This is a genomic window from Amycolatopsis sp. NBRC 101858 (genome assembly GCF_030269325.1).
In the GTDB taxonomy this organism is placed as follows: domain Bacteria; phylum Actinomycetota; class Actinomycetes; order Mycobacteriales; family Pseudonocardiaceae; genus Amycolatopsis; species Amycolatopsis ponsaeliensis.
This window is the reverse complement of record NZ_BSTD01000002.1, coordinates 1,421,165-1,442,345: the sequence shown is the minus strand read 5'-3', so window position 1 is coordinate 1,442,345 and position 21,181 is coordinate 1,421,165. Positions and strand designations below refer to the sequence as shown.

General features: G+C 73.2%; 23 protein-coding genes. 7 read left to right on the top strand and 16 right to left on the bottom strand.

The genetic code is table 11. The annotated features are described in order from the left end of the window. Position 1: 1 nt before the first annotated feature. The 11 genes from QSK39_RS19765 to QSK39_RS19715 are packed head-to-tail and all read right to left on the bottom strand — an operon-like array spanning position 2 to position 10,919. On the bottom strand, positions 2–913 hold the full coding sequence (locus QSK39_RS19765; RefSeq protein WP_285479227.1) for a 4'-phosphopantetheinyl transferase family protein: 912 nt from the start codon (positions 911–913) through the stop codon (positions 2–4). After that, positions 910–2,028 carry an acyl-CoA dehydrogenase family protein gene (locus QSK39_RS19760; RefSeq protein WP_285479226.1) on the bottom strand — a complete coding sequence of 373 codons (1,119 nt, stop codon included), beginning with the start codon at positions 2,026–2,028 and terminating at the stop codon, positions 910–912. Before QSK39_RS19760 ends, QSK39_RS19765 begins: the two co-directional genes overlap by 4 nt. Further along, positions 2,021–3,172: an acyl-CoA dehydrogenase family protein gene (locus QSK39_RS19755; protein ID WP_285479225.1), complete on the bottom strand. Its 1,152-nt coding sequence runs from the start codon at positions 3,170–3,172 to the stop codon at positions 2,021–2,023. The genes QSK39_RS19760 and QSK39_RS19755 overlap by 8 nt, the downstream gene beginning before the upstream one ends. Further along, the gene (locus QSK39_RS19750; protein WP_285479224.1) at positions 3,169–3,420 is read right to left on the bottom strand and encodes an acyl carrier protein; all 252 of its coding nucleotides are present in this window, start codon (positions 3,418–3,420) and stop codon (positions 3,169–3,171) included. Before QSK39_RS19750 ends, QSK39_RS19755 begins: the two co-directional genes overlap by 4 nt. 4 nt (positions 3,421–3,424) lie before the next feature. Beyond that, the gene (locus tag QSK39_RS19745) at positions 3,425–4,702 is read right to left on the bottom strand and encodes a type III PLP-dependent enzyme domain-containing protein (protein WP_285479223.1); all 1,278 of its coding nucleotides are present in this window, start codon (positions 4,700–4,702) and stop codon (positions 3,425–3,427) included. Beyond that, positions 4,686–6,188, bottom strand: coding sequence for a class I adenylate-forming enzyme family protein (locus QSK39_RS19740; protein WP_285479222.1), 1,503 nt, complete (start codon positions 6,186–6,188; stop codon positions 4,686–4,688). The genes QSK39_RS19745 and QSK39_RS19740 overlap by 17 nt, the downstream gene beginning before the upstream one ends. Next, the gene (locus QSK39_RS19735) at positions 6,185–7,291 is read right to left on the bottom strand and encodes an acyl carrier protein (RefSeq protein ID WP_285479221.1); all 1,107 of its coding nucleotides are present in this window, start codon (positions 7,289–7,291) and stop codon (positions 6,185–6,187) included. The genes QSK39_RS19740 and QSK39_RS19735 overlap by 4 nt, the downstream gene beginning before the upstream one ends. Then, positions 7,281–8,633 (bottom strand): TrpB-like pyridoxal phosphate-dependent enzyme, encoded by a 1,353-nt coding sequence (locus tag QSK39_RS19730; protein WP_285479220.1) that lies wholly within the window; start codon positions 8,631–8,633, stop codon positions 7,281–7,283. The genes QSK39_RS19735 and QSK39_RS19730 overlap by 11 nt, the downstream gene beginning before the upstream one ends. After that, positions 8,633–8,917 (bottom strand): acyl carrier protein, encoded by a 285-nt coding sequence (locus QSK39_RS19725; protein WP_285479219.1) that lies wholly within the window; start codon positions 8,915–8,917, stop codon positions 8,633–8,635. The genes QSK39_RS19730 and QSK39_RS19725 overlap by 1 nt, the downstream gene beginning before the upstream one ends. Next, the gene (locus tag QSK39_RS19720) at positions 8,914–9,654 is read right to left on the bottom strand and encodes an alpha/beta fold hydrolase (RefSeq protein WP_285479218.1); all 741 of its coding nucleotides are present in this window, start codon (positions 9,652–9,654) and stop codon (positions 8,914–8,916) included. The genes QSK39_RS19725 and QSK39_RS19720 overlap by 4 nt, the downstream gene beginning before the upstream one ends. Next, positions 9,654–10,919: a glutamate-5-semialdehyde dehydrogenase gene (locus QSK39_RS19715; protein WP_285479217.1), complete on the bottom strand. Its 1,266-nt coding sequence runs from the start codon at positions 10,917–10,919 to the stop codon at positions 9,654–9,656. Before QSK39_RS19715 ends, QSK39_RS19720 begins: the two co-directional genes overlap by 1 nt. 223 nt (positions 10,920–11,142) lie before the next feature. Here QSK39_RS19715 and QSK39_RS19710 point away from each other — a divergent pair, with 223 nt between their 5' ends. From QSK39_RS19710 to QSK39_RS19695, 4 genes are read left to right on the top strand one after another with little or no spacing between them, the layout of a single operon-like run. After that, positions 11,143–12,144 carry an aldo/keto reductase family protein gene (locus tag QSK39_RS19710; protein ID WP_285479216.1) on the top strand — a complete coding sequence of 334 codons (1,002 nt, stop codon included), beginning with the start codon at positions 11,143–11,145 and terminating at the stop codon, positions 12,142–12,144. Positions 12,145–12,158: 14 nt separating this feature from the next. After that, positions 12,159–13,214, top strand: coding sequence for a fatty acid desaturase family protein (locus QSK39_RS19705; RefSeq protein WP_285479215.1), 1,056 nt, complete (start codon positions 12,159–12,161; stop codon positions 13,212–13,214). Next, the gene (locus QSK39_RS19700; RefSeq protein ID WP_285479214.1) at positions 13,201–14,538 is read left to right on the top strand and encodes an O-acetylhomoserine aminocarboxypropyltransferase/cysteine synthase family protein; all 1,338 of its coding nucleotides are present in this window, start codon (positions 13,201–13,203) and stop codon (positions 14,536–14,538) included. The genes QSK39_RS19705 and QSK39_RS19700 overlap by 14 nt, the downstream gene beginning before the upstream one ends. Beyond that, positions 14,535–15,272: a gamma-glutamyl-gamma-aminobutyrate hydrolase family protein gene (locus QSK39_RS19695; RefSeq protein WP_285479213.1), complete on the top strand. Its 738-nt coding sequence runs from the start codon at positions 14,535–14,537 to the stop codon at positions 15,270–15,272. Before QSK39_RS19700 ends, QSK39_RS19695 begins: the two co-directional genes overlap by 4 nt. Here the strand turns inward: QSK39_RS19695 and yczE are convergent. Then, entirely contained in the window at positions 15,269–15,892 is a 624-nt protein-coding gene (yczE, locus tag QSK39_RS19690; protein ID WP_502873298.1) for a membrane protein YczE, read from the bottom strand. The two genes, QSK39_RS19695 and yczE, sit on opposite strands and share 4 nt — an antisense overlap. 214 nt (positions 15,893–16,106) lie before the next feature. Here yczE and QSK39_RS19685 point away from each other — a divergent pair, with 214 nt between their 5' ends. Continuing rightward, positions 16,107–16,538, top strand: coding sequence for a nitroreductase family deazaflavin-dependent oxidoreductase (locus QSK39_RS19685; protein ID WP_285479212.1), 432 nt, complete (start codon positions 16,107–16,109; stop codon positions 16,536–16,538). 15 nt (positions 16,539–16,553) lie between these two features. Here the strand turns inward: QSK39_RS19685 and QSK39_RS19680 are convergent, their stop codons facing one another. Further along, entirely contained in the window at positions 16,554–17,579 is a 1,026-nt protein-coding gene (locus QSK39_RS19680) for an alpha/beta fold hydrolase (RefSeq protein ID WP_285479211.1), read from the bottom strand. Positions 17,580–17,712: 133 nt separating this feature from the next. On the opposite strand from QSK39_RS19680, the gene QSK39_RS19675 reads away from it, so the two are divergent. Then, positions 17,713–18,360: a class I SAM-dependent methyltransferase gene (locus tag QSK39_RS19675; RefSeq protein WP_285479210.1), complete on the top strand. Its 648-nt coding sequence runs from the start codon at positions 17,713–17,715 to the stop codon at positions 18,358–18,360. A gap of 226 nt (positions 18,361–18,586) precedes the next feature. Here the strand turns inward: QSK39_RS19675 and QSK39_RS19670 are convergent, their stop codons facing one another. Both QSK39_RS19670 and QSK39_RS19665 read right to left on the bottom strand, forming a co-directional pair. Next, positions 18,587–18,778, bottom strand: a complete 192-nt coding sequence (locus QSK39_RS19670; protein ID WP_285479209.1) for a hypothetical protein — start codon at positions 18,776–18,778, stop codon at positions 18,587–18,589. Between the two features lie 23 nt (positions 18,779–18,801). Beyond that, a complete protein-coding gene (locus QSK39_RS19665; RefSeq protein WP_285479208.1) occupies positions 18,802–19,266 on the bottom strand; it encodes a DUF5994 family protein in 465 nt (154 codons plus the stop codon). Between the two features lie 158 nt (positions 19,267–19,424). Between QSK39_RS19665 and QSK39_RS19660 the strand changes: the two genes are divergently transcribed. Beyond that, the gene (locus tag QSK39_RS19660) at positions 19,425–20,573 is read left to right on the top strand and encodes a N(5)-(carboxyethyl)ornithine synthase (protein ID WP_285479207.1); all 1,149 of its coding nucleotides are present in this window, start codon (positions 19,425–19,427) and stop codon (positions 20,571–20,573) included. 170 nt (positions 20,574–20,743) lie between these two features. Here QSK39_RS19660 and QSK39_RS19655 read toward each other — a convergent pair whose 3' ends face one another. Beyond that, a complete protein-coding gene (locus tag QSK39_RS19655) occupies positions 20,744–21,178 on the bottom strand; it encodes a DUF6292 family protein (protein WP_285479206.1) in 435 nt (144 codons plus the stop codon). Positions 21,179–21,181: the final 3 nt, after the last annotated feature.

Below are 21,181 nucleotides of genomic sequence, written 5' to 3'. Positions count from 1 at the left end.
GTCACGGAGCGGGCTGGAAGGCGCAGCTGAGGGGCACCGGCGATCGGGTGCGCAGGCTCAGCCAGGCGAATCCGCCCCAGTGCCCGGACACCGCGCCGGGCGGGACGTCGATCGACCAGGGCCGCCCGGCCATGCCGGTGCCCGCAGCCTTGACGCACGCTTCCTGCACGGTCCACACCCAGGCGAACTCCTTGGCCCGCCGCAAGCGGGGCAGGGCGGTGACCGCCGGGGCGTGCGAGCCGAGGCACCGGCGCACGGCCGAGTCGGTCAGCCGCGCCGGGGGAAGCTGGACATCGACGCCCACGTCCCCGTGCGCGCACACCGCCGCCGCGATCCGGTCTTCGTCGTGGGAGATGGTGATGCCGGGCAGGGCGAGGTCTTCGCCGCCGGCGTCCAGCCGAGGTTTCCCGGCGGGGTCGGCGCACAGCGGCAGCGCGGCCAGGTCGGGCCGGATCCGCCGCAGCAGGTGCCGCAACAGGGTCCGGCCGGCGAGGAACTCCCCGCGCCGCCAGGCCGGCCGGGTACCGGCCTCGGCGAGGTCCCCCGCATGGGCGGGCGGATCGTCGAGGTCGGCGCGGGTGGCGGAAGCAACCCACACCCCGGGCGAGATTTCGGTGCCGTCGATGGTGACTTCCGGAAGCCCCTGGGCCGCGCCGCTTTCCGGTGAAAGCGGCGGATCGGCCGGGAGGCCGCGGGCGTCGACGCGGGGCCGGCTGGTCTTGGCGAGGCCGCGGGTATCGACGCGGGGCGGGCCGGACCCGGCCGCGCCGGCGGTGGGCTCCGGGATCCCGCCGGTGCCGGCCCGGGTTCCGGTGATCCCGGCGCCGTCGGCGTGCACCCCGCTGGCGCCGACCCAGGCCCCGGCGCTGTCGGTGTTCGCACCGCGGGTGCCTGCCCGGTTGCCGGTGCTCATGAGCGCAGTTCCTCGAGCATCGGCTCGGCGCCGTCGGCGACCGCGCCGAGCATCAGCTCCGTCACTCCGCCGCCGATGCCGAACACCGCCGCCTCGGCCCGCACGAGCTGGAGGCCGTCGTCGGCGAAACCGTCGGCGCCTCGCCACCTGGCGCAGCTCGAGAGCACGTCGTCGGCGGTGAGCCCGACCGCGGCCTTCAGCGTTGCCGCGCTCGTCGTGTCGTGGTCCTCCACCACCCGTTCGCCCAGTGCTTCGTGCAGCGCGCGCAGCGAGCGCACGCGGACCAGGCAGCCCGCGAACTCCTGGCGGACCGCGTCGTGGTCCCACAGCGCGCGCCCGTCGATTTCGCGCCGCAGCAACGCTGTCCTGGTCTCCGCCAGCACCCGGCCGGTGAGCGCGGTGGCCCACTGGGCGCCGGCGAGCCGTTCGGTGCCCATGTGCCGGGCGAACAACGCCAGCCCGCGCCCGGTCCGGCCGAGCACGGCCGACGCGGGCAGCCGCACCCCGGCGAACTCGACGTGCCCGGTGCCCGCGCCCGCGAGCAGCGTGGTCGCCGCGGGCGTGACCCGCACCCCCGCCGCGTCCGCCGGGACCAGGACCCAGGTGAAGGCCGAGAAGTGCCGTCCGGGCCGGTGCCGGGCCAGCACCAGGAAGTACGCGGCGCGGGTCGCCGTGGTCACCCACCGCTTCGCGCCCTCGAGCCGGACGGTGTCCCCGTCGGTCTCGATCTCCGTGCCCAGCCCGGTGAGGTCGGACCCGGCCGCCGCGGCGTCCGTGGCGGCCAGCGCGACCTCGCAGTCGCCGCGGATGACCTCTTCGAACGCCGGCCCGGTCCCGGCGGCCAGGATCGGCAGCGCGCTCGCGGACTGCACCAGCACGCTCAGCGTGATCCCGTTGTCCCCGCGGGCGTCGACCGCGCGCAGGGTCGCGCCGAGCCGGTCCGGGTCGGCGATCAGCCCGGTGGCGGTGGTCCGCCGGTACTGCTCCCGCAGCACCCCGGCGGACCCGAGTCGCTGCCACACCTCGGCGCCGGACGCAGAGGAATCCACAGTGGACAGAGCTTCCGCGGCGGGACCGGCGCGCACGCGGGAGTCGAGGAGGGCTGACTCAGGCAAAGCGCACCTCCTGGTCGAGCAGGGTGAGCCGGCCGTCGGCGAGGTGCAGCCGGTCGTTGCTGTAGTTCAGCACCGCCGAGCGCAGGTCCCGCAGCGACTGCTCCAGCCGCGTGGGGGAGTCGCGCAGGTAGCCGTGGCGCATCCCGACCGCGTCGACCAGTTCGTCGACGGCGCGGTAGCACTCCTCGGCGGCGGTGATCTTCACGGCGTTGATCAGCAGCTGAACCTTCGGCACGCTGAGGTCCGCGGTGGTCTCGACGACCCGGCGGGCGTGGTCGATCAGCGCGTGCACGGTGTCCAGCCGCTGGCGCGACCGCGAGAGCCGCGTCATCAGCAGTTCCGAGCTCAGGTCGGTCTTGCCCCGGCTGCCGCGCAGTGAGGCGATCACCCGGGACAGCGCGCCGGCCGCCGTGCCGAGCCAGCAGGACGCCCAGCCGAGGTGGGCCAGCGGGCCGAACACGGTGGTGACGATGGTGTGGAAGTCGCCGTGCTTCCCGACGACCTGGTGGGCGGGCAGCCGCCCGCGCAGCTTCATCGCCCCGCTGTCGCTGGCCCGCATGCCCAGCGGGTTCCAGCCACCGGCCGGCTCGATCTCCACCTGCTCGCGCGCGGCGTAGACCAGCGACACCTGGTTGTCGGCGTCCGAATCCGGGGACCGCATCGTGATCAGGAACCCGTCGGCCTGCTTGCCCCCGGTGACGATCGGGGCGAAGCGGTCGACGAGCAGTTCGCCGTTCTGCCACGCCGCGGCGGACTCGGCGGTCAGCAGGTGCCCGCCCTTGCCCGCCTCGGTGGTGACCGAGCCGAGGTAGAGCCGGCCCGCGGCGATCTCCGGCAGCAGTTCCGCGCGCAGCCTGCCTTCGGCGTGCGCGAGCACGGCGGCGACCTGCTGGCAGTGCATGGCGAAGATCATCGCCACGGACATGTCCACCCGGCCCAGTTCGGTGCTCGCGTCGAGCACGTCGGCCAGCGATCCGCCGAGCCCGCCGTCTTCGGCAGGCACGAGCAGGCCGAGCAGGCCGGTGGCGCGCAGCTCGTCGAGCGCCTGCACCGGGAACGCGGCGGCGTCGTCGGTCTCGCGGACGTGCTCCTCGGCGACCTTGGTCACGCGTCCGACGAGTTCGGTCAGCGGGGCCGCGGTCACGACGAGACCCCCTGGAGCTTCAGCTGGGCGTCCACGGCGGTCCACAGCGTGGCCGGGGTCGCGAAGGTGGCGTCGGTGATGTCCTCGTCCGGCAGCGAGACGCCGAAGACGTCCTCGATCTCGAACAGCACGTTGATCGACTGCATCGAGTCGAGCCCGCGCTCGCGCAGCGAGTCGTCCGCGCCGAGCTCGCGGCCGTTGAGGAACTTGAGGTACGGGGTGAGCAGTTCGGCCATGCGGGGGTCCATCGGTTCACTCCTCATTGTCGGGGTCAGTGGTCCTGACCAGTTCCACGCGGGAGGTCCGCGCGGGGGTGCCGGGGCGGTCGCCGTCGACGACGACCTCCGCCGGCAGGGGGTGGCCCAGGAAGGCGACGAGGCTGGCGTACAGCCCGTAGGCACCGACGTTCGGCACCGCCACCAGGTCGCCGGGGCTCAGCTCGGGCAGTTTTCCGGTGCGGGTCCACGTGTCCAGCGGCGTGCACAGCGGTCCGGCGACGAGCGCGTCCAGCACGGGCGGGCCGGCCGGGCCGAGCAGGTGCGGGGAGAGCGGCGGCAGCCGCCGCATCCCCGACATGCCGCCGAGGTGGTTGATGCCGGACTCCAGCACGACGATGTCCTTGCCCTGCGAGCGCTTGACGTCCAGCACCGCCGTGACGAGGGTGCCCGCGGTGCCGGCCAGGTACCGGCCGGACTCGAACACCACTTCCGGGCCCCGCTCGCGCCAGCCCGGCAGCTTCTCGCCGAGCAGCGCTTCGAGCCCTTCGCGCAGGCCGGTCAGGTCACCCGCGGTGCCGTCCTTCGCGAACGGGGCGCCGAACCCGCCGCCGAGGTCGAGCGTCCGGAAGCGGACCCCGTGCGGTGCCAGGGCTTCCCGCAGCCGCGCGGCGGTGTCCAGCGCGCGGCCGAACTGCCCGATCAGGTCGTCGACCGCGGTCAGGTTGGTGCCCATGTACAGGTGCAGCCCGGCCGCCTCGGCGTGCTCGCCCCCGGCGAACCGGGCGGGCTCGGCGAGGATCCAGCCGGTGTCCGCGCCGAACTGCGAAGGCACGCCGGTCATGGCCAGGCCCTGGCCCGGCACCGGCTGGTCGTCGTTGACGCGCACCAGGAACCGGGTGCGGACGCCGGCCTCGGCGGCGAGCCGGTCGAGCTGGGTGATGGCGTGCGGGGAGTCCACGGAGAACTCGCGCACCCCGGCCCGCAGCGCGCCCGCGATCTCGGCGTCCCGCTTGCCCGGGCCGGTGTAGAGCACCTGCGCGCCGGTCCAGCCGGCGTCGAGCGCGGCCCGCAGTTCGCCGGAGGAGCAGACCTCCGGGCGGGCCCCGGCCGCGCGCAGGGTGCTCAGCACGTCCGGGTGCGGGTTCGCCTTGAGCGAGTACAGCAGCCCGGTGCCCTCGGGGAGAGCGCCGTCGAGGCGCCGGTGGTTGCGGCGGACCTCGGCCAGGTCGTAGACGTAGGCGGGGGTGGGCATCCCGGCGAGGTCGCCGGGGAGGTCGGCGAGCGGTGCAGTCCGCTCATCGAGCAGCTCCACTGGGCACCTCCTCCACCATCGAGGCCAGGGCCTTGCGGTCGACCTTCCCGTTGCCGGTCAAGGGAAGCGTGCCGACCTTCAGGCAGCTCGCCGGGATCTTGAACTCCTCGATCCGGGTGCGCATCGCGTCGAGCACGCCCTCGGCGGCCAGGTCGCCGGTGACGAACAGCCACGCCGGGCGGGTGTCCTTCGGGACCAGCACGGCGGCTTCGCGGACCCCGGGCACGCCGCGGGCGGCGGTCTCGACCTCGGTCGCGCTGACGCGGAACCCGCGCTCCTTGTAGATGTCGTCGCGGCGGCCGTCGAAGTAGAGGTAGCCCTCCTCGTCGAGCCGGCCGTAGTCCCCGGTCCGCAGTTCCGGGAACAGCCCGTCCACGCGCGGGAACTTCTGCTCGGTGAGCTCCGGGCGGCGCCAGTACCCGGCCATGACGTTCGGGCCGCGCACCACGATCTCGCCGATCTCCCCGGCGGGCAGCCGCTCGCCGGACTCGCCGATGACGAAGACCTCCGTGCCGGGCAGGGCCCGGCCGCTGGAACCGGGCCGCTCCAGATCGCCGTCCACCGGCATGATGGTGGCGCGCTTGCACTCGGTCAGCCCGAACATCAGCTGCACCCGCAGGCCGGGAATGGCCTCGCGCAGGGATTCCAGCGTGCCGGTGGGCATCGCCGCGCCGGTGTTGGTGAGCAGCCGCAACGCGGGGGCGGGCTTCGGGCGGCGGCGCAGCAGCGCGCTGAGCGCCTCGGCGACGGCCGGGACGGCGGGCAGCACGGTCGCGTTCGCGCGCACCAGGTTGCCGACCAGCGACGGCCCCACCTCGGTGGGCGCGCCCATGGTCAGGTTCGAGCCCGCCGTGACGGACAGGAACACCTGGTAGAGCCCGTAGTCGAAGGACAGCGGCAGCGGGCTGTAGACGACGTCGTCGCTGCGGTACACGAGCACCGACGCGATCGCCGCGGTGGCGAACAGCAGCTGCTGGTGGGTGCTGACCACGGCCTTGGGCAGCGAGGTGGTGCCCGAGGTGTAGATCAGGCACACCGGGTCCACCGGCAGCGGGGGAGCGGGCAGCGGGACGTCCCGGCCGGGGCCGGCGGCGAGGTCCTCCACCGACACCGCGGGGACACCGGCCGTTTCGGCCGAAGCCCGTACCTCGTCGTCGCCGGTCACCATCAGCACCGGCGCGGAGTCCGCGAGCACGTGGTCGAGGCTGCTGCCGCGAACCTGTTCGTGCAGCAGGGAAAACGCGACGCCGACGCGGGCGGCGCCGAAGACCACGGCGGGCAGCAGCGTGCTCGCCGGGGCGTTGATCAGCAGCCGGTCGCCGCGGCGGGCGCCCCGGGCGGCGAGCGAGGCCGCGACCCGCTCCGCGGCGGCGGCGAGCTCGGCGTAGGTCGCCGACGTTCCCCGGCAGGTCAGCGCGGTCCGGTTCGGCCACTGCCGGGCGGCGTGGCCGAGCAGTTCGTGGAGTACCCGGGGTGCGTAGGTCATCGTGTTCCTCCTGCGTCCAGGACGGCGCGGCAGAGGCCGTCGACGTGGGTGAGCTTCTCCGGGACCAGGTCCTCGGCGGCGAACTCGACGCCGAGGTCGCTTTCGATCCGCTCGACGATCTCCATCATGCGGAAGGAGCTGAAGCCGGGGATGTCGCCGAGCGCGGGGGCGCCGGGCACGGGCTCGGTGCCCAGCACGGTCCCGATCACCGCGGTGACGGACTCGCGCAGCTCCGGCGACACCTCGACGGCGTCCACTGTGGACGGCGTGACGATGTCGGCGGTGCCGCCGAACGCCGTGTGGTCCGCGGCGAGGCAGTCGGCGAGGCGGGGGAACAGCGCCCGCGGCTCGGCCCGGCCCGCGGAGACCCGGCGGCTCGCCAGGTACACCTGCTTCGCGAGCGCGTCCCACTCGTCCAGGTGCGCGCGCACCGCGTCGGTGCCGAGCCCCATGGCCGCGGCGTGCAGGCGGCGGCTGCGGGTGAGCAGCCAGGTCTGCAACGTCAGTCCCCGCAACGCCCGCACCCGGTCGGGGTGGTCGGCGTAGGTCGCCACGAACGTGCCGGCCTCGGCCAGCTGCACCAGCGGCGTGCGCTCGGTCGCGGGGTCCCCGGCGGCGAGGTCGAACGTCAACGCACCGTCGGGCAGCGCTTCGGCGAGTTCCGCGTGGCCGAGGGTCCACCGGCCCGGCCGGGCCGCACCCCACTGGGTGTCGTTGTGGTAGCCGTCGACGACGGTGACGCCCTCGTCGGCCGGCTCGACCAGGAAGCTGTGCTCGAGGTGCTGGTTGCGGTGGTAGGGGACCCACGGCAGGTGGTAGGCGTCCGCCACGACGTAGCAGCCGGGGCCGGGTGCGAGGTCGTCCGCGGCGGTGATCCGTTCGCGCCGGGTGACGCGCAGTCCCAGCAGGTCGGCGGATTCGGTCACGTGCTCGTCGACCCGCGGCTCGACGGTGGGCAACCCGTCCGCGCCCGGCCGGGGCCAGAAGCGCAGGATCCGGCCCAGCGCGAGGTGCGTGCCTTCGCCGTGCACGCGGTCGGCGAGCTCGGCCAGGTTCACCTGGACGCAGTCGAAGAGGCGGTGGTCCAGCGGCTCAGACGGCATGACCACTCCCGGCGATCGCGAGGCCCGGGACCGGCTGCAACCGGTCCATCGCCGACACCAGCGCCTGTTCCTCGGGCGGCTCGCTGCTGAGCTCGCCGTCGGCCAGCTGCTGGTACGCGGAAAGGTCGAGGTAGCCGTGCCCGCTCACGCAGGCGACGACGCCGCGGGAAGACCCGCCACCCGCCGCCAGGCGCGCGGCGACGGCCAGCGCGTGCCCGGACTCCGGTGCGGGGAGCACCATCTCCGACCGGGTGAAGGCCTGCCCGGCTTCCAGGGCTTCGACCTGCCCGACGGCCTGGGCGGTGACCTGGTCCTGGTGCCGCATGGCGGAGATGACCTTCGCGGCGCCGTGGAAGCGCAGGCCGGCCGAGTGCGAGTCGGGGATCGGGTAGCTGCTGCCGATCGTGTACATCGCCTCCATCGGGCTGACCCCGGTGGCGTCGGTCTTGTCGTAGGCGTAGACGCCGCGGGTGAGCTTCGGGGTGGTGCTGGACTCCGCGGCCACCAGCCGCGGGCACTCCGTCCCGGTCACGGCGGCTTCGGCGAAGAACGGCAGGGCGATCCCGCCGAAGTTCGAGCCGGCGCCGACGCAGCCGACCACACTGTCCACTTCGGACTCCAGCGCGGCGAGCTGCTCGATGGCCTCCAGCCCGATGACGGACTGGTGCAGGATGCTGTAGGTCTCACCGCTGCCGATGCAGAACGCGGCCCCTTCGGTGCGCCCGGCGTATTCGACGGCTTCGCCGATGGCCAGTGCGAGGCTGTTCACCCCGCCGCCGACGCGGGCGGCCACCTCGGTCAGGTTGCTGGGGCTGGCGTGCACGGTGGCACCGAGCGTCCGCATCAGCGTGCCCCGGTAGGGCTTCTTCTGCAGGCTCGTGCTCACCATGAACACCCGGCAGCGCAGCCCGAACATCGCGCAGGCGGCGGCGAGCGCGGTGCCCCACTGCCCGGCGCCGGTGCCGGTGACCAGTTCCTGCACGCCGGCCTTGGCGTAGTAGTAGGCCTGCGCGAGGGCGGTGTTCAGCTTGTGGCTGCCGGAAATGTTGCCGCCCTCGTACTTGACGTAGATCGGCACGCGTGCGCCGACGGCGTCCTCGAACCGGCGCGCCCGCCACAGCGGGGTGGGCCGGAAGCTGCGGTAGGCGTCGAGCACCTCCGCGGGGATGTCCCAGAACTCGCGGTTCTGGGTGGACTGGCGCACCAGCGCGAACGGCAGGTTCACCGCCACCCCGCTGTCCGGACCGCCCGCGGCCACCTCCGGGCTGCGGTCGGGGGGCAGCGGCTCGTCCAGGTGCGGCAGCACGCTGCGCCAGCTGGTCGGGAGGGACACGTGGCTCATCACAGGGCCTCCGTTTCGCGAGTGCCTTCGGCGACGACTTCGACGAGGTCGTCGACCGTCTTGAACGTGCGGCCGACGAAGAGGTCGTCGGGCAGGGTCACGTCGAGCTCGTCCTCGAGGCGCACCAGCATGCCGACGAACCCCATCGAGTTGACGCGCAGCAGGTCGCCGCTGAGCGGCTCGTCGTCCTGGATCTGGTCCGGTTCCAGGGAAAGCCGGGATTCGGCGATCACCACGCGCTTGACCGAGTCGGCGACCGCCGTGTGGTCGGGTCCGGTTGTCATCGTTGCCCTCCAAGGGATTGCGGGGATCGGGTTCGTTCTTCGGCGAGGAACTCGCCGAGGTGGTCCAGTACGTCGGGGAGCGCTTTCCGGCCGAACACGTCGAAGTGGCCGCAGTCCAGTTCGCGCACGCGCAGCCGCCCGGACAACCGGGCCCAGTTCTCGACCTGGGTGCGGCGGTGCGGGCTCGCGCACGCCATCAGCAGCGCGGGGCCGGGGTGGGTGCTCCGCACCCGGTGCCGGCCGGACGCGGTGACGTGGGCGTGCGCGGTGGTCTCGGCCCAGGGCTGGTCCCGGGGTGCGACCCGGGCGTGCACCGAGCGCATGATCCGCTCGACGACCGCGTGCCGCTGTCCCGCGGTGCGGAACTCGTCCCGGCTGGTGAAGCTGTCGATCATCACCACCGCCGGGGCCGGGCCGGTCGCGGCGAGCCGCGCGCCGAGCTCCCAGGCGAGGACGCCGCCCATGGACCAGCCCACCAGCAGGTCGGGCCGGCGGGGCAGGGTGTCCAGCAACGGCAGGTACCGCCGCGTCATCGCGTCGACGTCGGAGTCGGGCCGCTCGCCGGCGAACAGGCCGCTGGCGCGGATCCCGCTCACCCCGCCACGCCGGGCCAGCCGCAGGGCCAGCGGCGTGTACGGGCCCAGGCCGCCCCCGCCGGGGTGCACGAGCACCGCCTGCGACGCGTGCGGACGCGGGCTGAGGGGGAGCAGCAGCGGCGGCCGCGCCGGGGCGGGCATCAGCTCGCCTCGCGCAGCCGGCCGCCGGCCTCGACCACCCAGCAGTAGTTCACCAGCGCGGCCAAGGTGATCGGCCCGCGGGCGTGCAGCCTGCTGGTGCTGATCGCGATCTCCGAGCCCAGTTCCAGCGTCGGCCCGTCGTTGAGCCGGAGGGACCCGTTGACGACGATCGTGGCCGCGTCCACCCGGTCGGTGAACTCGCTGATGGCCGCCGGGTCGGTGGCGGCGATCGCCTCGCTGTGCCCGGAGCCGTACCGCTGGACGAACGCCACCGCCTCGCCCGGGGAGTCCACCGCCACCACGCCGATCGTGCTGTCGAGGAACTCCCGGCCCAGGTCGTGTTCGCCCAGCGCCTCCACCCGCCACTGCCCGGTGGTCTCCGGTCGTCGGAGTCCTTCGCCGGCTCGCACGGTCAGCGGCCGGCCGTCGCGGCGGGCACCGTCGAGCAGCGCCGCCACGAACTCGTCGGCCACCGGCCGGTCGACCAGCGCGATCTCCAGGGAGGTGCAGCCGGCCGGGGCGGGCAGCTTGCTGTCCAGCGCGATCTCGACGGCCTGCGCCAGGTCCGCGCTGCGGTGCACGTAGAGGTGGTTGACCCCGCCGCCGCTCGCCAGCACCGGGATGGTGCTCGCGCTGTGGCAGTAGTCGACCAGGGACGCGCTTCCGCGCGGGATGAGCACGTCGATCTCGCCGGGCCGGCGCAGCAGTTCGCGCAGCAGCGCCCGGCTGGGGTCGTCCAGCACGGTGACCAGGCCCGCGGGCAGTTCCGCGTCCGCCAGCGCGGCGGCGACGGCGGCGCCGAGCGCGGCGTTGGTCCCCGCGATCTCCTTGCCACCACGCAGGAGCACCGCGTTGCCGGCCGCGACGTTGAGCAGCGCGCCCTCGACGGTGACGGTCGGGCGGGCCTCGAAGATCATCAGCACCACGCCCAGCGGCCGTGGCACGCGGTGCCGCACGCCCCAGTCGCCGATCGGGGTGCCCGGTGGGCGGTGGGTGAGTTCGCGCATCTCTTCGGCGACGGTCGAGGTGAGGGTCACCAGCCCGTCGAGGTGGTCATCGGTCAGCCGCAGCCGGTCGACGAGCACGTCGGGCATTCCTCGTTCCCGCGCCCGGGCCACGTCGGCGTCGTTCGCCGCGCGGATCCGCGGCCACGCCGCGGTCAGCCGGTGGGCCAGCCCGGTGCAGAAACGCCCGTACGCTTCGGTGCCCAGCGGCGGTGCCGCCACGGTCGCCGCCCGTGCGGCACTGACGATCTTGTCAACCATTGTTCTCCCGATCTCGAACCGGATTCCAGCCGCTCGACTCCGCGGCGATTCCGGTGATTTCTCCGGCAGATGCCTCACGCTCCCACCGGAAAATAGCCGGGACAATGGTGATCATGGACCCGTTGATGGCCTCATCACTATGTTCTATGACCCCATCGACGGCACCCTTTTCCGCGGTTTTAAACGTTGACTAAGCAGAAAATTCCTTGGAGTGTCGTGCGGCATGGAACATCGTCGACTGGGCCGCAGCGGCCTCTCACTCAGCAGGATTTCGTACGGCAACTGGATCACCCACGGATCGCAGGTGGCCGAAGAACAAGCGAAGAAATGCGTGGAAGCGGCGCTCGACGCCGGGATCACCACCTTCGACACCGCCGACATGTACGCGAACACCCGTGCCGAAGAGGTGCTGGGGCGCGCGCTGTCGGGCCGGCGCCGGGAAAGCCTGGAGATCTGCACCAAGGTGTACTGGCCGACCGGCCCCGGCGGCCCCAACGACCAGGGCCTGGGCCGCAAGCACATCATGGAGTCCGCGCACGGCTCCCTGCGCCGGCTCGGGACCGACTACCTCGACCTCTACCAGGCCCACCAGTTCGACCCCACGGTCGAGCTGGAGGAGACCATGCTGGCCTTCGCCGACCTGGTGCGCCAGGGCAAGGTCCTCTACGTCGGCGTCTCGGAGTGGACCGCCGAGCAGATCACCCGCGCCGCCGCGCTGGCCCGCGAACTGCGGGTCCCGCTGGTCGGCAGCCAGACGCAGTACTCGATGCTGTGGCGGGTCATCGAGGCCCAGGTCATCCCGGCCTGCGAGCGCGAGGGCATGGGCCAGCTCGTCTGGTCGCCGATGGCGCAGGGGGTGCTGACCGGCAAGTACCTGCCCGGCAAGCGCCCGCCCGCAGGCTCCCGCGCCACCGACGGCGAGGGCAGCGGCTACATGGTCCGCTGGTTGCAGGACGACGTGCTCCGCAAGGTGCAGGAACTGCGCCCGGTCGCCGAGCAGCTCGGCCTCACCATGGCGCAGCTGGCCCTCGCCTGGGTGCTGCAGAACCCCAACGTCACCTCCGCGATCACCGGCGCCTCGCGCCCCGAGCAGCTCACGGACAACCTCAAGGCCGCCGACGTCGTGCTCGAGCCCGGTGTCATGGCCAAGATCGACGAACTGCTCGACGGCGTCAGCCGCTTCGACCCGACGTTCATCGGCGTGCCGCTGACGGCCCTCGTCTGAGCCGGGGAGGACCCGTGGCGGACACCGAATGGGCCTATGACGGGAAGCGGTACCGGATGCACCGCTTCCCCGGCGAAGTCCGGGCCCGGATGAAACCCCTCAACCGCAGCGACAACTGGCACGCCGGGCTGGCCTGGCTCGAGGACGCCTGCTGGATCGCGGCGTGCGTGTGGCTGTGCGTCGCGGTTTCGTGGTGGTGCTACCCGCTGGCGGCGCTGGTCATCGGCGCCCGCCAGCGGGGGCTGTCCACGATCCTGCACGACTGCGCCCACGGCGTCGGCGCGGCCGACCACCGGGTGCGGATGCTGCTCGGCACCGTGCTCACCGCCTACCCGATCTTCCAGCAGCACTACGCGTACAAGGTTTCGCACGTCTTCACCCACCACCCGCGGCTGGGCGATCCGGACCAGGACCCGGACCTGCGGTTCTTCATCGAGCAGGGCGCCTACCGGGCGGCGTCGCCGCGGGCCTACGTCCGCCGGGTGGTGCTGATGCCGTTGTTCGGCACGCAGACCTGGGCCTACCTGCGGTACCTGGTGCGCAACCGGTACCGGGTGCTGCGGGAGGGCCGCTCCCGGGAAGCCTCTCCGGTGCAGCCCCGCAAGCGGATGCTCGACCGCATCGGGTTCTGGACGTTCTGGGCCGTCGTCGCCGGCGTCTGCTGGTTGCGGGGCTGGACGACGGAGCTGCTGCTGTTCTGGTTCGTGCCCTACCTGACGAGCTTCCAGATCCTGGGCTGGTACATCGAGCTGTCCGAGCACACCCCGCTCGTGCGGGACTCGCGGACCGACCTGTACATGACGCGCAACCGCAAGAGCCGCGGCTGGGAGAAGTTCCTCACCGGCATCCACAACGACAACTACCACCTGGAACACCACCTCGATCCGCGCACGCCGTTCTGGAACCTCGGCAAGGCACGGCAGGTGCGGCTGGCCGACCCGGACTACGCCGCGGTCGACGCCGTGCTGGGTGGGTTGTTCACCCGGGGGCCGCAGGGGCAGCCCAGCGCCGTCACCGCGATCGTCACGTCCATGTCCGAAGCGAGGGAGTACGCCCATGCCGGTCACTGAGAGAGCCGCCAGCGCGCCGAAGGACTACCGGCGGCGCGAGTCCGCGGTGCTGCACGCGGGCGCCGAGCTGCGCACCGGCCCGACCGCCCCGGTGATCACCCCCATCTTCCAGACGGCCGCCTACGAGCTGCCCGGGACCGGTGCCGCCGCGGGCATCTTCGACCTCAGCGAGGACGGCCACGCCTACACCCGCCTCAACAACCCCACGTGCGACGTGCTCGAAGCGCGCATCGCGGGGCTCGACGGCGCCCCGGCGGCGCTGGCCGTCTCCTCCGGCCAGGCCGCGACCACCGTCGCGCTGCTCAACCTGTGCCAGGCCGGGGACAACATCGTCAGCTCCGACGAGCTCTACGGCGGCACGTGGAACCTGCTGGCCAACACCTTCGCCCGGTTCGGCGTCGAGACCCGGTTCGTCAGCCCGGAGGACCCGAAGAACTTCGCCGCCGCCACCGACGAGCGCACCCGGTGCTACTTCGGGGAAACCCTGCCCAACCCCAAGCTGCGCATCTTCCCGATCGAGGACGTCGCCGGGCTCGCCGAGCAGGCCGGGGTGCCTTTGGTGCTGGACAACACCTTGCTCCCGATGGTCTGCAACCCGCTGGAGTTCGGGGCGAACATCCTGGTGTACTCGGCGACGAAGTACATCGGCGGGCACGGCAGTGCGCTGGGCGGCCTCATCGTGGACGGGGGCACGTTCGACTGGACCCGCCACGCCGACCGGCACCCGCTGCTCACCGAACCCGACGCCGCGCACGGCGGCGCGGTGTGGACGGAGGAGGGCGCCGGGCTCGACAGCGCGCTGGGCCGCAGCCCGTACCTGCTCAAGGCGCGGGAAACGATGGTGCGCGACCTCGGGCCGTGCCTCAGCCCGTTCAACGCTTTCCTGCTCATCCAGGGCATCGAGACGCTGCCGCTGCGGATGCGGGCGCACGGGGAGAACGCGGCCGCCGTGGCGCGGTTCCTCGGCGCGCACCCGGCGGTCGAATCGGTTCGCCACCCGAGCCTGGCCGGCGGCGAGCAGGAGGAGCTGTTGCGGCGCTACCTCGGCGGCAACGGCGGTCCGCTGGTGCAGTTCGAGCTCGTCGGCGGGCAGGAGGCGGGCAGCCGGTTCATCGAAGCCCTCCGCCTGTTCGCGCACGTGACCAACATCGGGGACGTCCGGTCCCTGGCCACGCACCCCGCATCGACGACCCACGCCCAGCTGCCGGTGGCCGACCAGCTCGCGGCGGGGGTGACGCCGGGTTCGATCCGGTTGTCGCTGGGGTTGGAACACCCCGACGACCTGCTGGAAGACCTCGCCCGGGCGTTGGAATGCGCGCGGTGAGCCGCCCGCTGATCGCGCTGGCCGCGTCGGCGGAGGTGGTCGACGACGTGTCGCACGTCGCCGTGCGCGAGGTCTACGTCCGGGCCCTCGAAGAGGTTTCCGGCTGCGCCGTGGCCGTCGTCGGCGGCCCGGCGCCCTACCTCGCGGAGCTGCTGGACCGGTTCGACGGCGTCGTGGTCGGCGGCCACCAGACCGACGTGCAGCCCGCCCGCTACGGCGGTTCACCCCGGCTCGCCCCGGCGGACCCGGACCGCGACGAGTTCGCGCTGCGGCTGCTGCCCGCCGCGTTGCGGGCGAAGCTGCCGGTGCTGGGGATCTGCCGCGGGCTGCAGGAGCTGAACGTCGCCCTGGGCGGCACGCTGCGCGACCTGCCCGGCGACGACCACCGCGAGGACCTCGCGGAGCCCCGGGACCGGCAGTACCTGCCCGCCCACGAGGTCAGTCTCCGCGAGGGCGGCGTGCTGCGGCGGCTGCTCGGCACCTCGGCCGTCCCGGTCAACTCGCTGCACCACCAGGCCATCGACCGGGTCGCCCCGGACCTGCGGGTGGAAGCGGTGTCCGCCGACGGCGTGGTCGAGGCCGTCTCGGCGCGGGCTCCGGCGGGTTTCTGCCTGGCCGTGCAATGGCATCCGGAGTGGTACGCGGGCACGGACCCGGTCTCCGCCGCGCTCTTCCGCGAGTTCGGGGCTGCCGCCCGCTTCGCCGCCGGCCGTCACCTCGCCGAGGCCGGCTAGTCCGGCTTTCCCTTGCCCCGCCCCATGTCCAGCAGCGGCATGAACAGGTGGGCCAGCGGCCCGATCGCGCAGGCGTACAGGACGGTCCCGATGCCCACGGTCGCGCCGAGCAGGAACCCGATCACCAGCACCGCGATCTCGATGCCCCAGCGCACCGCCCAGATCGGGTGCCCGCGCTCGGCGAGCCCGGTCATCAGCCCGTCCCGCGGCCCCGGTCCGGCCTGGGCGCCGATGTAGCAGCCGGTGGCGAACCCGTTGAGCAGGATGCCCGCGACCAGCACGGCCCAGCGCAGCCACAGCTGCCCGAACGGCGGCAGCAGCGCCAGGGTGAGGTCCATCGAGGTGCCGACGAGCAGCACGTTGCACAGCGTGCCCAGCCCCGGCTTCTGCCGCAGCGGGATCCACAGCAGCAGCACGGCCGCGCCGATCAGGTTGGTCCAGACGCCGATGCTGAGGCCGGCGGTGCGGGTCAGGCCCTGGGCGAGTGCGTCCCACGGCTCGACGCCCAGCCCGGCCGCCACGACCATCGCGTCGCTGATCCCGTAGAGCACCAGCCCGGTGAGCAGCTGGAACCCCCGCCGCACCGGCCGGCCCGGCGGCACCAGCGGCGACTGCAGCAGATCGGCCCAGCGTCGCGTTCCCGGCCCGCTCCGGCGGTCGGGCGCACTCACGACGACACCACCGTCCGGGCCGGTCCTTCCTGCCGAGTCGACACCGCCGGTGCGGACGGCGCTCTTCGGTGATTCTACGGAAGGCGGGCGTTCCCGCAGGCTGGTGCGGCGGCGCGCGTCACACCGGGGAATGAGGCCGGGATCCGCGGTGTTGATCTAGGGCATGTCCGAGGAAACCGCAGAATTCAGCCCCACGGCCTGGGTGCACGACCAGACCGAGAGGATCCTGGCGAACGGGACGACCGACGGGATCGAGGTGCTCGGGTCGCCGATCGTGCTGCTGACGCTGCGCGGCGCGAAGTCCGGCAAGCTGCGCTACACCCCGGTGATGCGGGTGGAGCACGCCGGGAGCTACGCCGTGGTGGCGTCCAAGGGCGGCGCTCCGGAGCACCCCGTCTGGTACTACAACATCAAGGCGCACCCCGAGTTCCCGCTGCAGGACGGGACCGTGACCAAGACCTACGCCGCGCGCGAGGTCGAGGGAGCCGAGCGCGCCGAGTGGTGGGACCGCGCGGTGGCGGCGTACCCGTCGTACGCCGAGTACCAGCAGAAGACCGACCGGCAGATCCCGGTGTTCGTGCTCGACCCGAAGTAACCCGGGAGCGAGGGGTCAAAGGAGTCCGGCGGTCGCGGCGTGCGCCGCGGCCGCCGCCCGGGACGAAACGCCCAGCTTCCCGCGGATGTTCGACACGTGCCGGTGCGCCGTGTGGGCGCTGATGCCGAGCCGCCGCGCGATCTCCTGATCGCTCAACCCCTGCGCGACCAGGCGAAGCACGTCCAGTTCGCGCTCGGAGAGACGCGGCGAACCGGACCGGCGGGCCACCCGGCCGGCGCCGAGGAACTCCCGCACGGCGCGCGTGAGCGATTCCACATCCCCGCGCCAGGGCAGGTGGTCGGTCCCGTCGAGGGGGACGAAGGTGGCGCCCGGGATGCGGGCGGCGACGTCCTGGCCCAGTGCGAACGGGATCGCGCGGTCTTCGCGGCGGTGCAGGACGAGGGTGGGGACCTCGATCGCGTCCAGCCGGTCCCGGACGTCGAAGGCGTACACCGCCGCGAGCGAGCGCACCGCCTTCTCCGCGGTCAGGGCGCCGCGCTGGAACCGGGCGAACTCGTCGCGTTCCGCCGGGGTCGCCGTCGGCAGGAACAGGTCGGCGAGGATCCGGGAGCCCACACCCCAGTGCCGTCCGACGAGCGCCAGCAAGGAGTCCCGCGCCGCCGCCGAGGCGATCTCGGCGCCGCGGGCGTAGCTGCCGTACAGGACGAGCCGTTCCACGCGGTCCGGGTGGGCCGCCGCGTAGGCGATCGCGGCGCAGCTCCCGGACGAACCGCCGAACAGCGTCACCTTCTCCCCGGCCGCGTCGACGACGGCGCTCAGCGCGGCCACCTCGTCGGCGAGCGCGGTGACCAGCGGCCCGGCGGGGTCGGACATGCCGACCCCGGGCCGGTCGTAGCGGACGAGCGTGAACCGGTCGCCGAGCAGCTCGCCGAACCGCCGGAACAGCGGGTTCCGCCAGTCCAGTTCGAGGTGCCCGCACCACCAGCCGCCGACGACGAGGGGCGGGCCCGTGCCGACGGCGGCCCAGGCGACCGGGCGGTCGGCCGGGTCCCCGGTGAAACGCACGACTTGCCCCGGCATTCCCGCAGCTTAGGCCGTTTCGCGACCGCGCGTGGCCCGTTCCGGCCAGCACCCGGAATGGCACGAGCGGGTGATGCGGTGGGCCGCCGGTGGCTGGTGTGCTGCGTCCCATCGGCGGTGCGAAGGAGGAGCGATGGCCGGAGGGGACAGCGTGGGGGTACGGGACGGGCTCGGGGAACGGTTCGGGGCGGCGCTCTACGACCCGTTCCTGCGCCGGGGGGAGCGGCTGGGCCTGGCCGGCCGGCGCGCGGAACTGCTGCGGCGCGCGCACGGGCGGGTGGTCGAGATCGGGGCGGGGACCGGGCTCAACGCCGGGCACTACCCGGAGGGGGCGGAGGTCGTGCTGACCGAGCCCGTCCCGGCGATGTACCGGCGGCTCGAGAAGCGGGTGCGTGGCCACGCCGGCCTGCGGCCGCTGCAAGCCGCCGCCGACGCACTGCCGATGGCGGACGCCAGCGTCGACACGGTCGTGTCGACGCTGGTCCTCTGCACGGTGCCCGACGTCGATCGTGTGCTGGCCGAGCTGGCCCGGGTGCTGCGCCCCGGCGGGCGGCTGCTGTTCTGCGAGCACGTGCGCGCCGAGGACCCGAAGCTGGCGCGGAGGCAGACTCGGCTGGCGAGACCGTGGGCGGCGTTCGCACAGGGCTGCCGGTGCGACCGCGACACCGTCGCACTCGTCAAGCAGCGGTTCCACATCGAGGACATGACCACGGCCCGCTGGCGCGGGATGCCTTCGGTGGTCCACCCGCTGATCATCGGGACGGCGACGCCTGCCCGGTAGCCGGCCAGGCAGCGATGCACGCTGACGCTTGACGCCAACCGCGTCGTCTCGATGGACCGGCTGACCCAGCGGGTCTGGGGAGAGCGTTTTCCGTTGCGCGCCCCCAAGACCTTGCTGAACTACCTTTCGCGGCTGCGCAAGGTAGTTCAGCGGCGGACTCCGTGGGCAGCGGCAGGCGACCGGGTTGCTGGTGCAGGCACTCGGGCTGTGGCGGGGGAGACGCGCGTCAGCGGTGGGCGCGGCGTCCGGACGGGTCGTGGGCGCGGGTGCTCGTCGTGCTGTGGCCGCCGCGGCGCGGGCCGTGGCCGGCGTCGGGCGTGGGGCGGGCCGGTGGGGAGTACGTCGGCTGCAGGAACAGGCTGCCGTACCGGTCGTCCTGGGGTGCCGTCAGAGCGCCGGGCCGGGGGCTCTCGGCCACCGGGTGGCTGAACAACGGGCTGTCTAGTGCGGAAGTACTGATGAAGAGCTCCTTTCGGACACGCTGCCGGTCGGCGGCGTGGTGGGCGCGGGGGCCGGGGTGGCCTCGTCCGCGCCTTCGGCGAGGGCCTGGCGCGCGGCGCCGGATTCGGTTTCCGGTGCCACGACCCGCAGGGTCAGCCGGTTTCGGTTCCAGCCGATCACCGTCAGGCTGCCGGCCGCCTGGGACCGGAACCCTTCGAGCCGGACGACGCCGTCGTCGAAGGGGAGCCGGCGGTGGGGGGCCGGCCAGTCCGCGAGGTGGTAGGTGACCCGGTCGATCCGGCCCAGCCGGGCGGTCATCGCGTCGAGCAGCGGGGGCAGTTCGTCGGCCAAGGCGCGGCTGCGAGGCCACCACGCGCCGTCGACGGGGCCCGCGGCGGGCGTGGCCGATTTCATCTGCAACCGGGGTTCGGTCTTCGACGAAGAGGTGTTCGGGCCCGACGGCATGTCGGTGCTCCCGTCTCCGGCCGCTGATACCGGCCGGACCAGGACCGAGGACGGCGCAGGTTCGAACACTTGCGCACGAAATGCTCCCGGTCACCACCCAGTGTAGCCGACGGCGGCAGCCGGTGTGTTAAGACTGGCACCTAGCAAAGGGGCCTCTGGTGCACCAGCTCAGTCTCGGCGTCATCGCGCGTTCACGCAAAGAGAACGAACGGCGGCTGCCGATCCACCCGGACCACCTCGAGCGGATCGACGCCGACATCCGGAAGTCCATCTTCCTCGAACACGGTTACGGCGAACCCTTCGGCGTGCCCGACGAACAGCTGGCCCGCAATGTCGGCGGGCTGCGTTCGCGCGCGGAGCTGATCGCCGGGTGCGACGTCATCCTGCTGGCCAAACCCCTGCTGGAGGATGTCGCCGAACTCCGCACCGGGCAGGTGCTCTGGGGCTGGCCGCACTGCGTGCAGGACACCGAGCTGACGCAGCTGGCCATCGACCGGCGGCTGACCGTGATCGCCTTCGAGGCCATGAACCACTGGCGCGGCGACGGCTCGTTCGGCCTGCACGTCTTCCACAAGAACAACGAGCTGGCCGGGTACTGCTCGGTGCTGCACGCCCTGCAGCTGATCGGCTCGACCGGGGACTACGGCCGCCGGCTGCGGGCCGTGGTGATCGGGTTCGGCGCGACCGCGCGCGGTTCGGTGACCGCGCTGAACGCCCACGGGATCCACGACGTCGACGTCCTCACCGCCCGCGGCCTCAGCGCGGTGGGGTCGCCGATCCACTCGGCGACCATGGTGCACTTCGACCACGACGTGAACCACCCCGGCGACCCGCGGCGCAGCCACGCGCACACCGACGACGGCCGCGTCCCGCTGGCGGGGTTCCTCGCCGAGCACGACATCGTCGTCAACTGCGTGCTGCAGGACACCGCGGCGCCGCTGACGTTCCTCGTCGAAGAGGACCTCGCGGCGTTCGCGCCGGGCAGCCTCATCATCGACGTCTCCTGCGACGAAGCGATGGGCTTCAGCTGGGCGAAGCCCACGACGTTCGCGCAACCGACGTTCCCGGTCGGCGACGGCCTCACGTACTACGCCGTCGACCACAGCCCGTCCTACCTCTGGAACTCGGCGAGCTGGGAGATCAGCGAAGCCCTGCTGCCCCACCTGCGAACCGTCCTGTCCGGACAGTCCACATGGGAGGGTGACGAAACCGTGCGGCGTGCCGTCGAGATCCACGACGGCACGATCCGCAACCCCGCGATCCTGGCCTTCCAGCACCGCGCGGCGGCCTACCCGCACGCCCGCTGACCGCGCGGGCGTCGTGCAGGCAGAGCCGGGCCGGCACGATCCGGTCCAGCGGGCCTGGCCTGCCAGCACCATGGGGAGCGAGCGGGTTCTCCGCCGTCACGCGGGAAAGCGCGGCAACGGCCAGCACCGCGCGGCGGCCTACCCCCACGACCGCTGACGGCGCCGCGTGATCAGCCCGCCGGCGGGCGGGCGTCGTGCAGGTAGGGCCGCAGCCGCTCGGCCAGGGAACCCCGGGTCGGGGCGTGCGCCGGGACGGTGCTCTCCGGCCCGGCCGGCCGCCCCGCCGCGGTGTCGGCGACGAACCGGGCGACCGCGCCCGGTGCCGGCACGAGGTCGTCGCCGCCCTGGCGAGCGATCAGGACCGGCTCGTCGGCGGGATCGGTTTCCACCGCGAGCGACCACCCGCGCCGCTCGCTCCACAGCAGCATGACGTCGTGGTCGGGGCGGTCGGGCCAGCGCCGGGGCAGCCCGAGGTAGGCGGTCGCCGTGTCGCTGATCTCCACCGTGGTGCTCTCGTCCGGGACGCCCGTGGCGGCGGCGACCGCCCGCACGTATCCGCGCAGACTGCGCTCGAGGGTTCGGGTGTCGGGTTCGAGGTGCTCCATGTC

What these genes read in the sequence shown, in the direction of transcription:
- QSK39_RS19765 (WP_285479227.1), bottom strand. Translation starts at nt 913, where the DNA reads ATGAGCACCGGCAACCGGGCAGGCACCCGCGGTGCGAACACCGACAGC.
- QSK39_RS19750 (WP_285479224.1), bottom strand. Translation starts at nt 3,420, where the DNA reads ATGGACCCCCGCATGGCCGAACTGCTCACCCCGTACCTCAAGTTCCTC.
- QSK39_RS19740 (WP_285479222.1), bottom strand. Translation starts at nt 6,188, where the DNA reads ATGACCTACGCACCCCGGGTACTCCACGAACTGCTCGGCCACGCCGCC.
- QSK39_RS19735 (WP_285479221.1), bottom strand. Translation starts at nt 7,291, where the DNA reads ATGCCGTCTGAGCCGCTGGACCACCGCCTCTTCGACTGCGTCCAGGTG.
- QSK39_RS19730 (WP_285479220.1), bottom strand. Translation starts at nt 8,633, where the DNA reads ATGAGCCACGTGTCCCTCCCGACCAGCTGGCGCAGCGTGCTGCCGCAC.
- QSK39_RS19725 (WP_285479219.1), bottom strand. Translation starts at nt 8,917, where the DNA reads ATGACAACCGGACCCGACCACACGGCGGTCGCCGACTCGGTCAAGCGC.
- QSK39_RS19720 (WP_285479218.1), bottom strand. Translation starts at nt 9,654, where the DNA reads ATGCCCGCCCCGGCGCGGCCGCCGCTGCTGCTCCCCCTCAGCCCGCGT.
- QSK39_RS19715 (WP_285479217.1), bottom strand. Translation starts at nt 10,919, where the DNA reads ATGGTTGACAAGATCGTCAGTGCCGCACGGGCGGCGACCGTGGCGGCA.
- QSK39_RS19710 (WP_285479216.1), top strand. Translation starts at nt 11,143, where the DNA reads ATGGAACATCGTCGACTGGGCCGCAGCGGCCTCTCACTCAGCAGGATT.
- QSK39_RS19700 (WP_285479214.1), top strand. Translation starts at nt 13,201, where the DNA reads ATGCCGGTCACTGAGAGAGCCGCCAGCGCGCCGAAGGACTACCGGCGG.
- QSK39_RS19685 (WP_285479212.1), top strand. Translation starts at nt 16,107, where the DNA reads ATGTCCGAGGAAACCGCAGAATTCAGCCCCACGGCCTGGGTGCACGAC.
- QSK39_RS19680 (WP_285479211.1), bottom strand. Translation starts at nt 17,579, where the DNA reads ATGCCGGGGCAAGTCGTGCGTTTCACCGGGGACCCGGCCGACCGCCCG.
- QSK39_RS19675 (WP_285479210.1), top strand. Translation starts at nt 17,713, where the DNA reads ATGGCCGGAGGGGACAGCGTGGGGGTACGGGACGGGCTCGGGGAACGG.
- QSK39_RS19665 (WP_285479208.1), bottom strand. Translation starts at nt 19,266, where the DNA reads ATGCCGTCGGGCCCGAACACCTCTTCGTCGAAGACCGAACCCCGGTTG.
- QSK39_RS19655 (WP_285479206.1), bottom strand. Translation starts at nt 21,178, where the DNA reads ATGGAGCACCTCGAACCCGACACCCGAACCCTCGAGCGCAGTCTGCGC.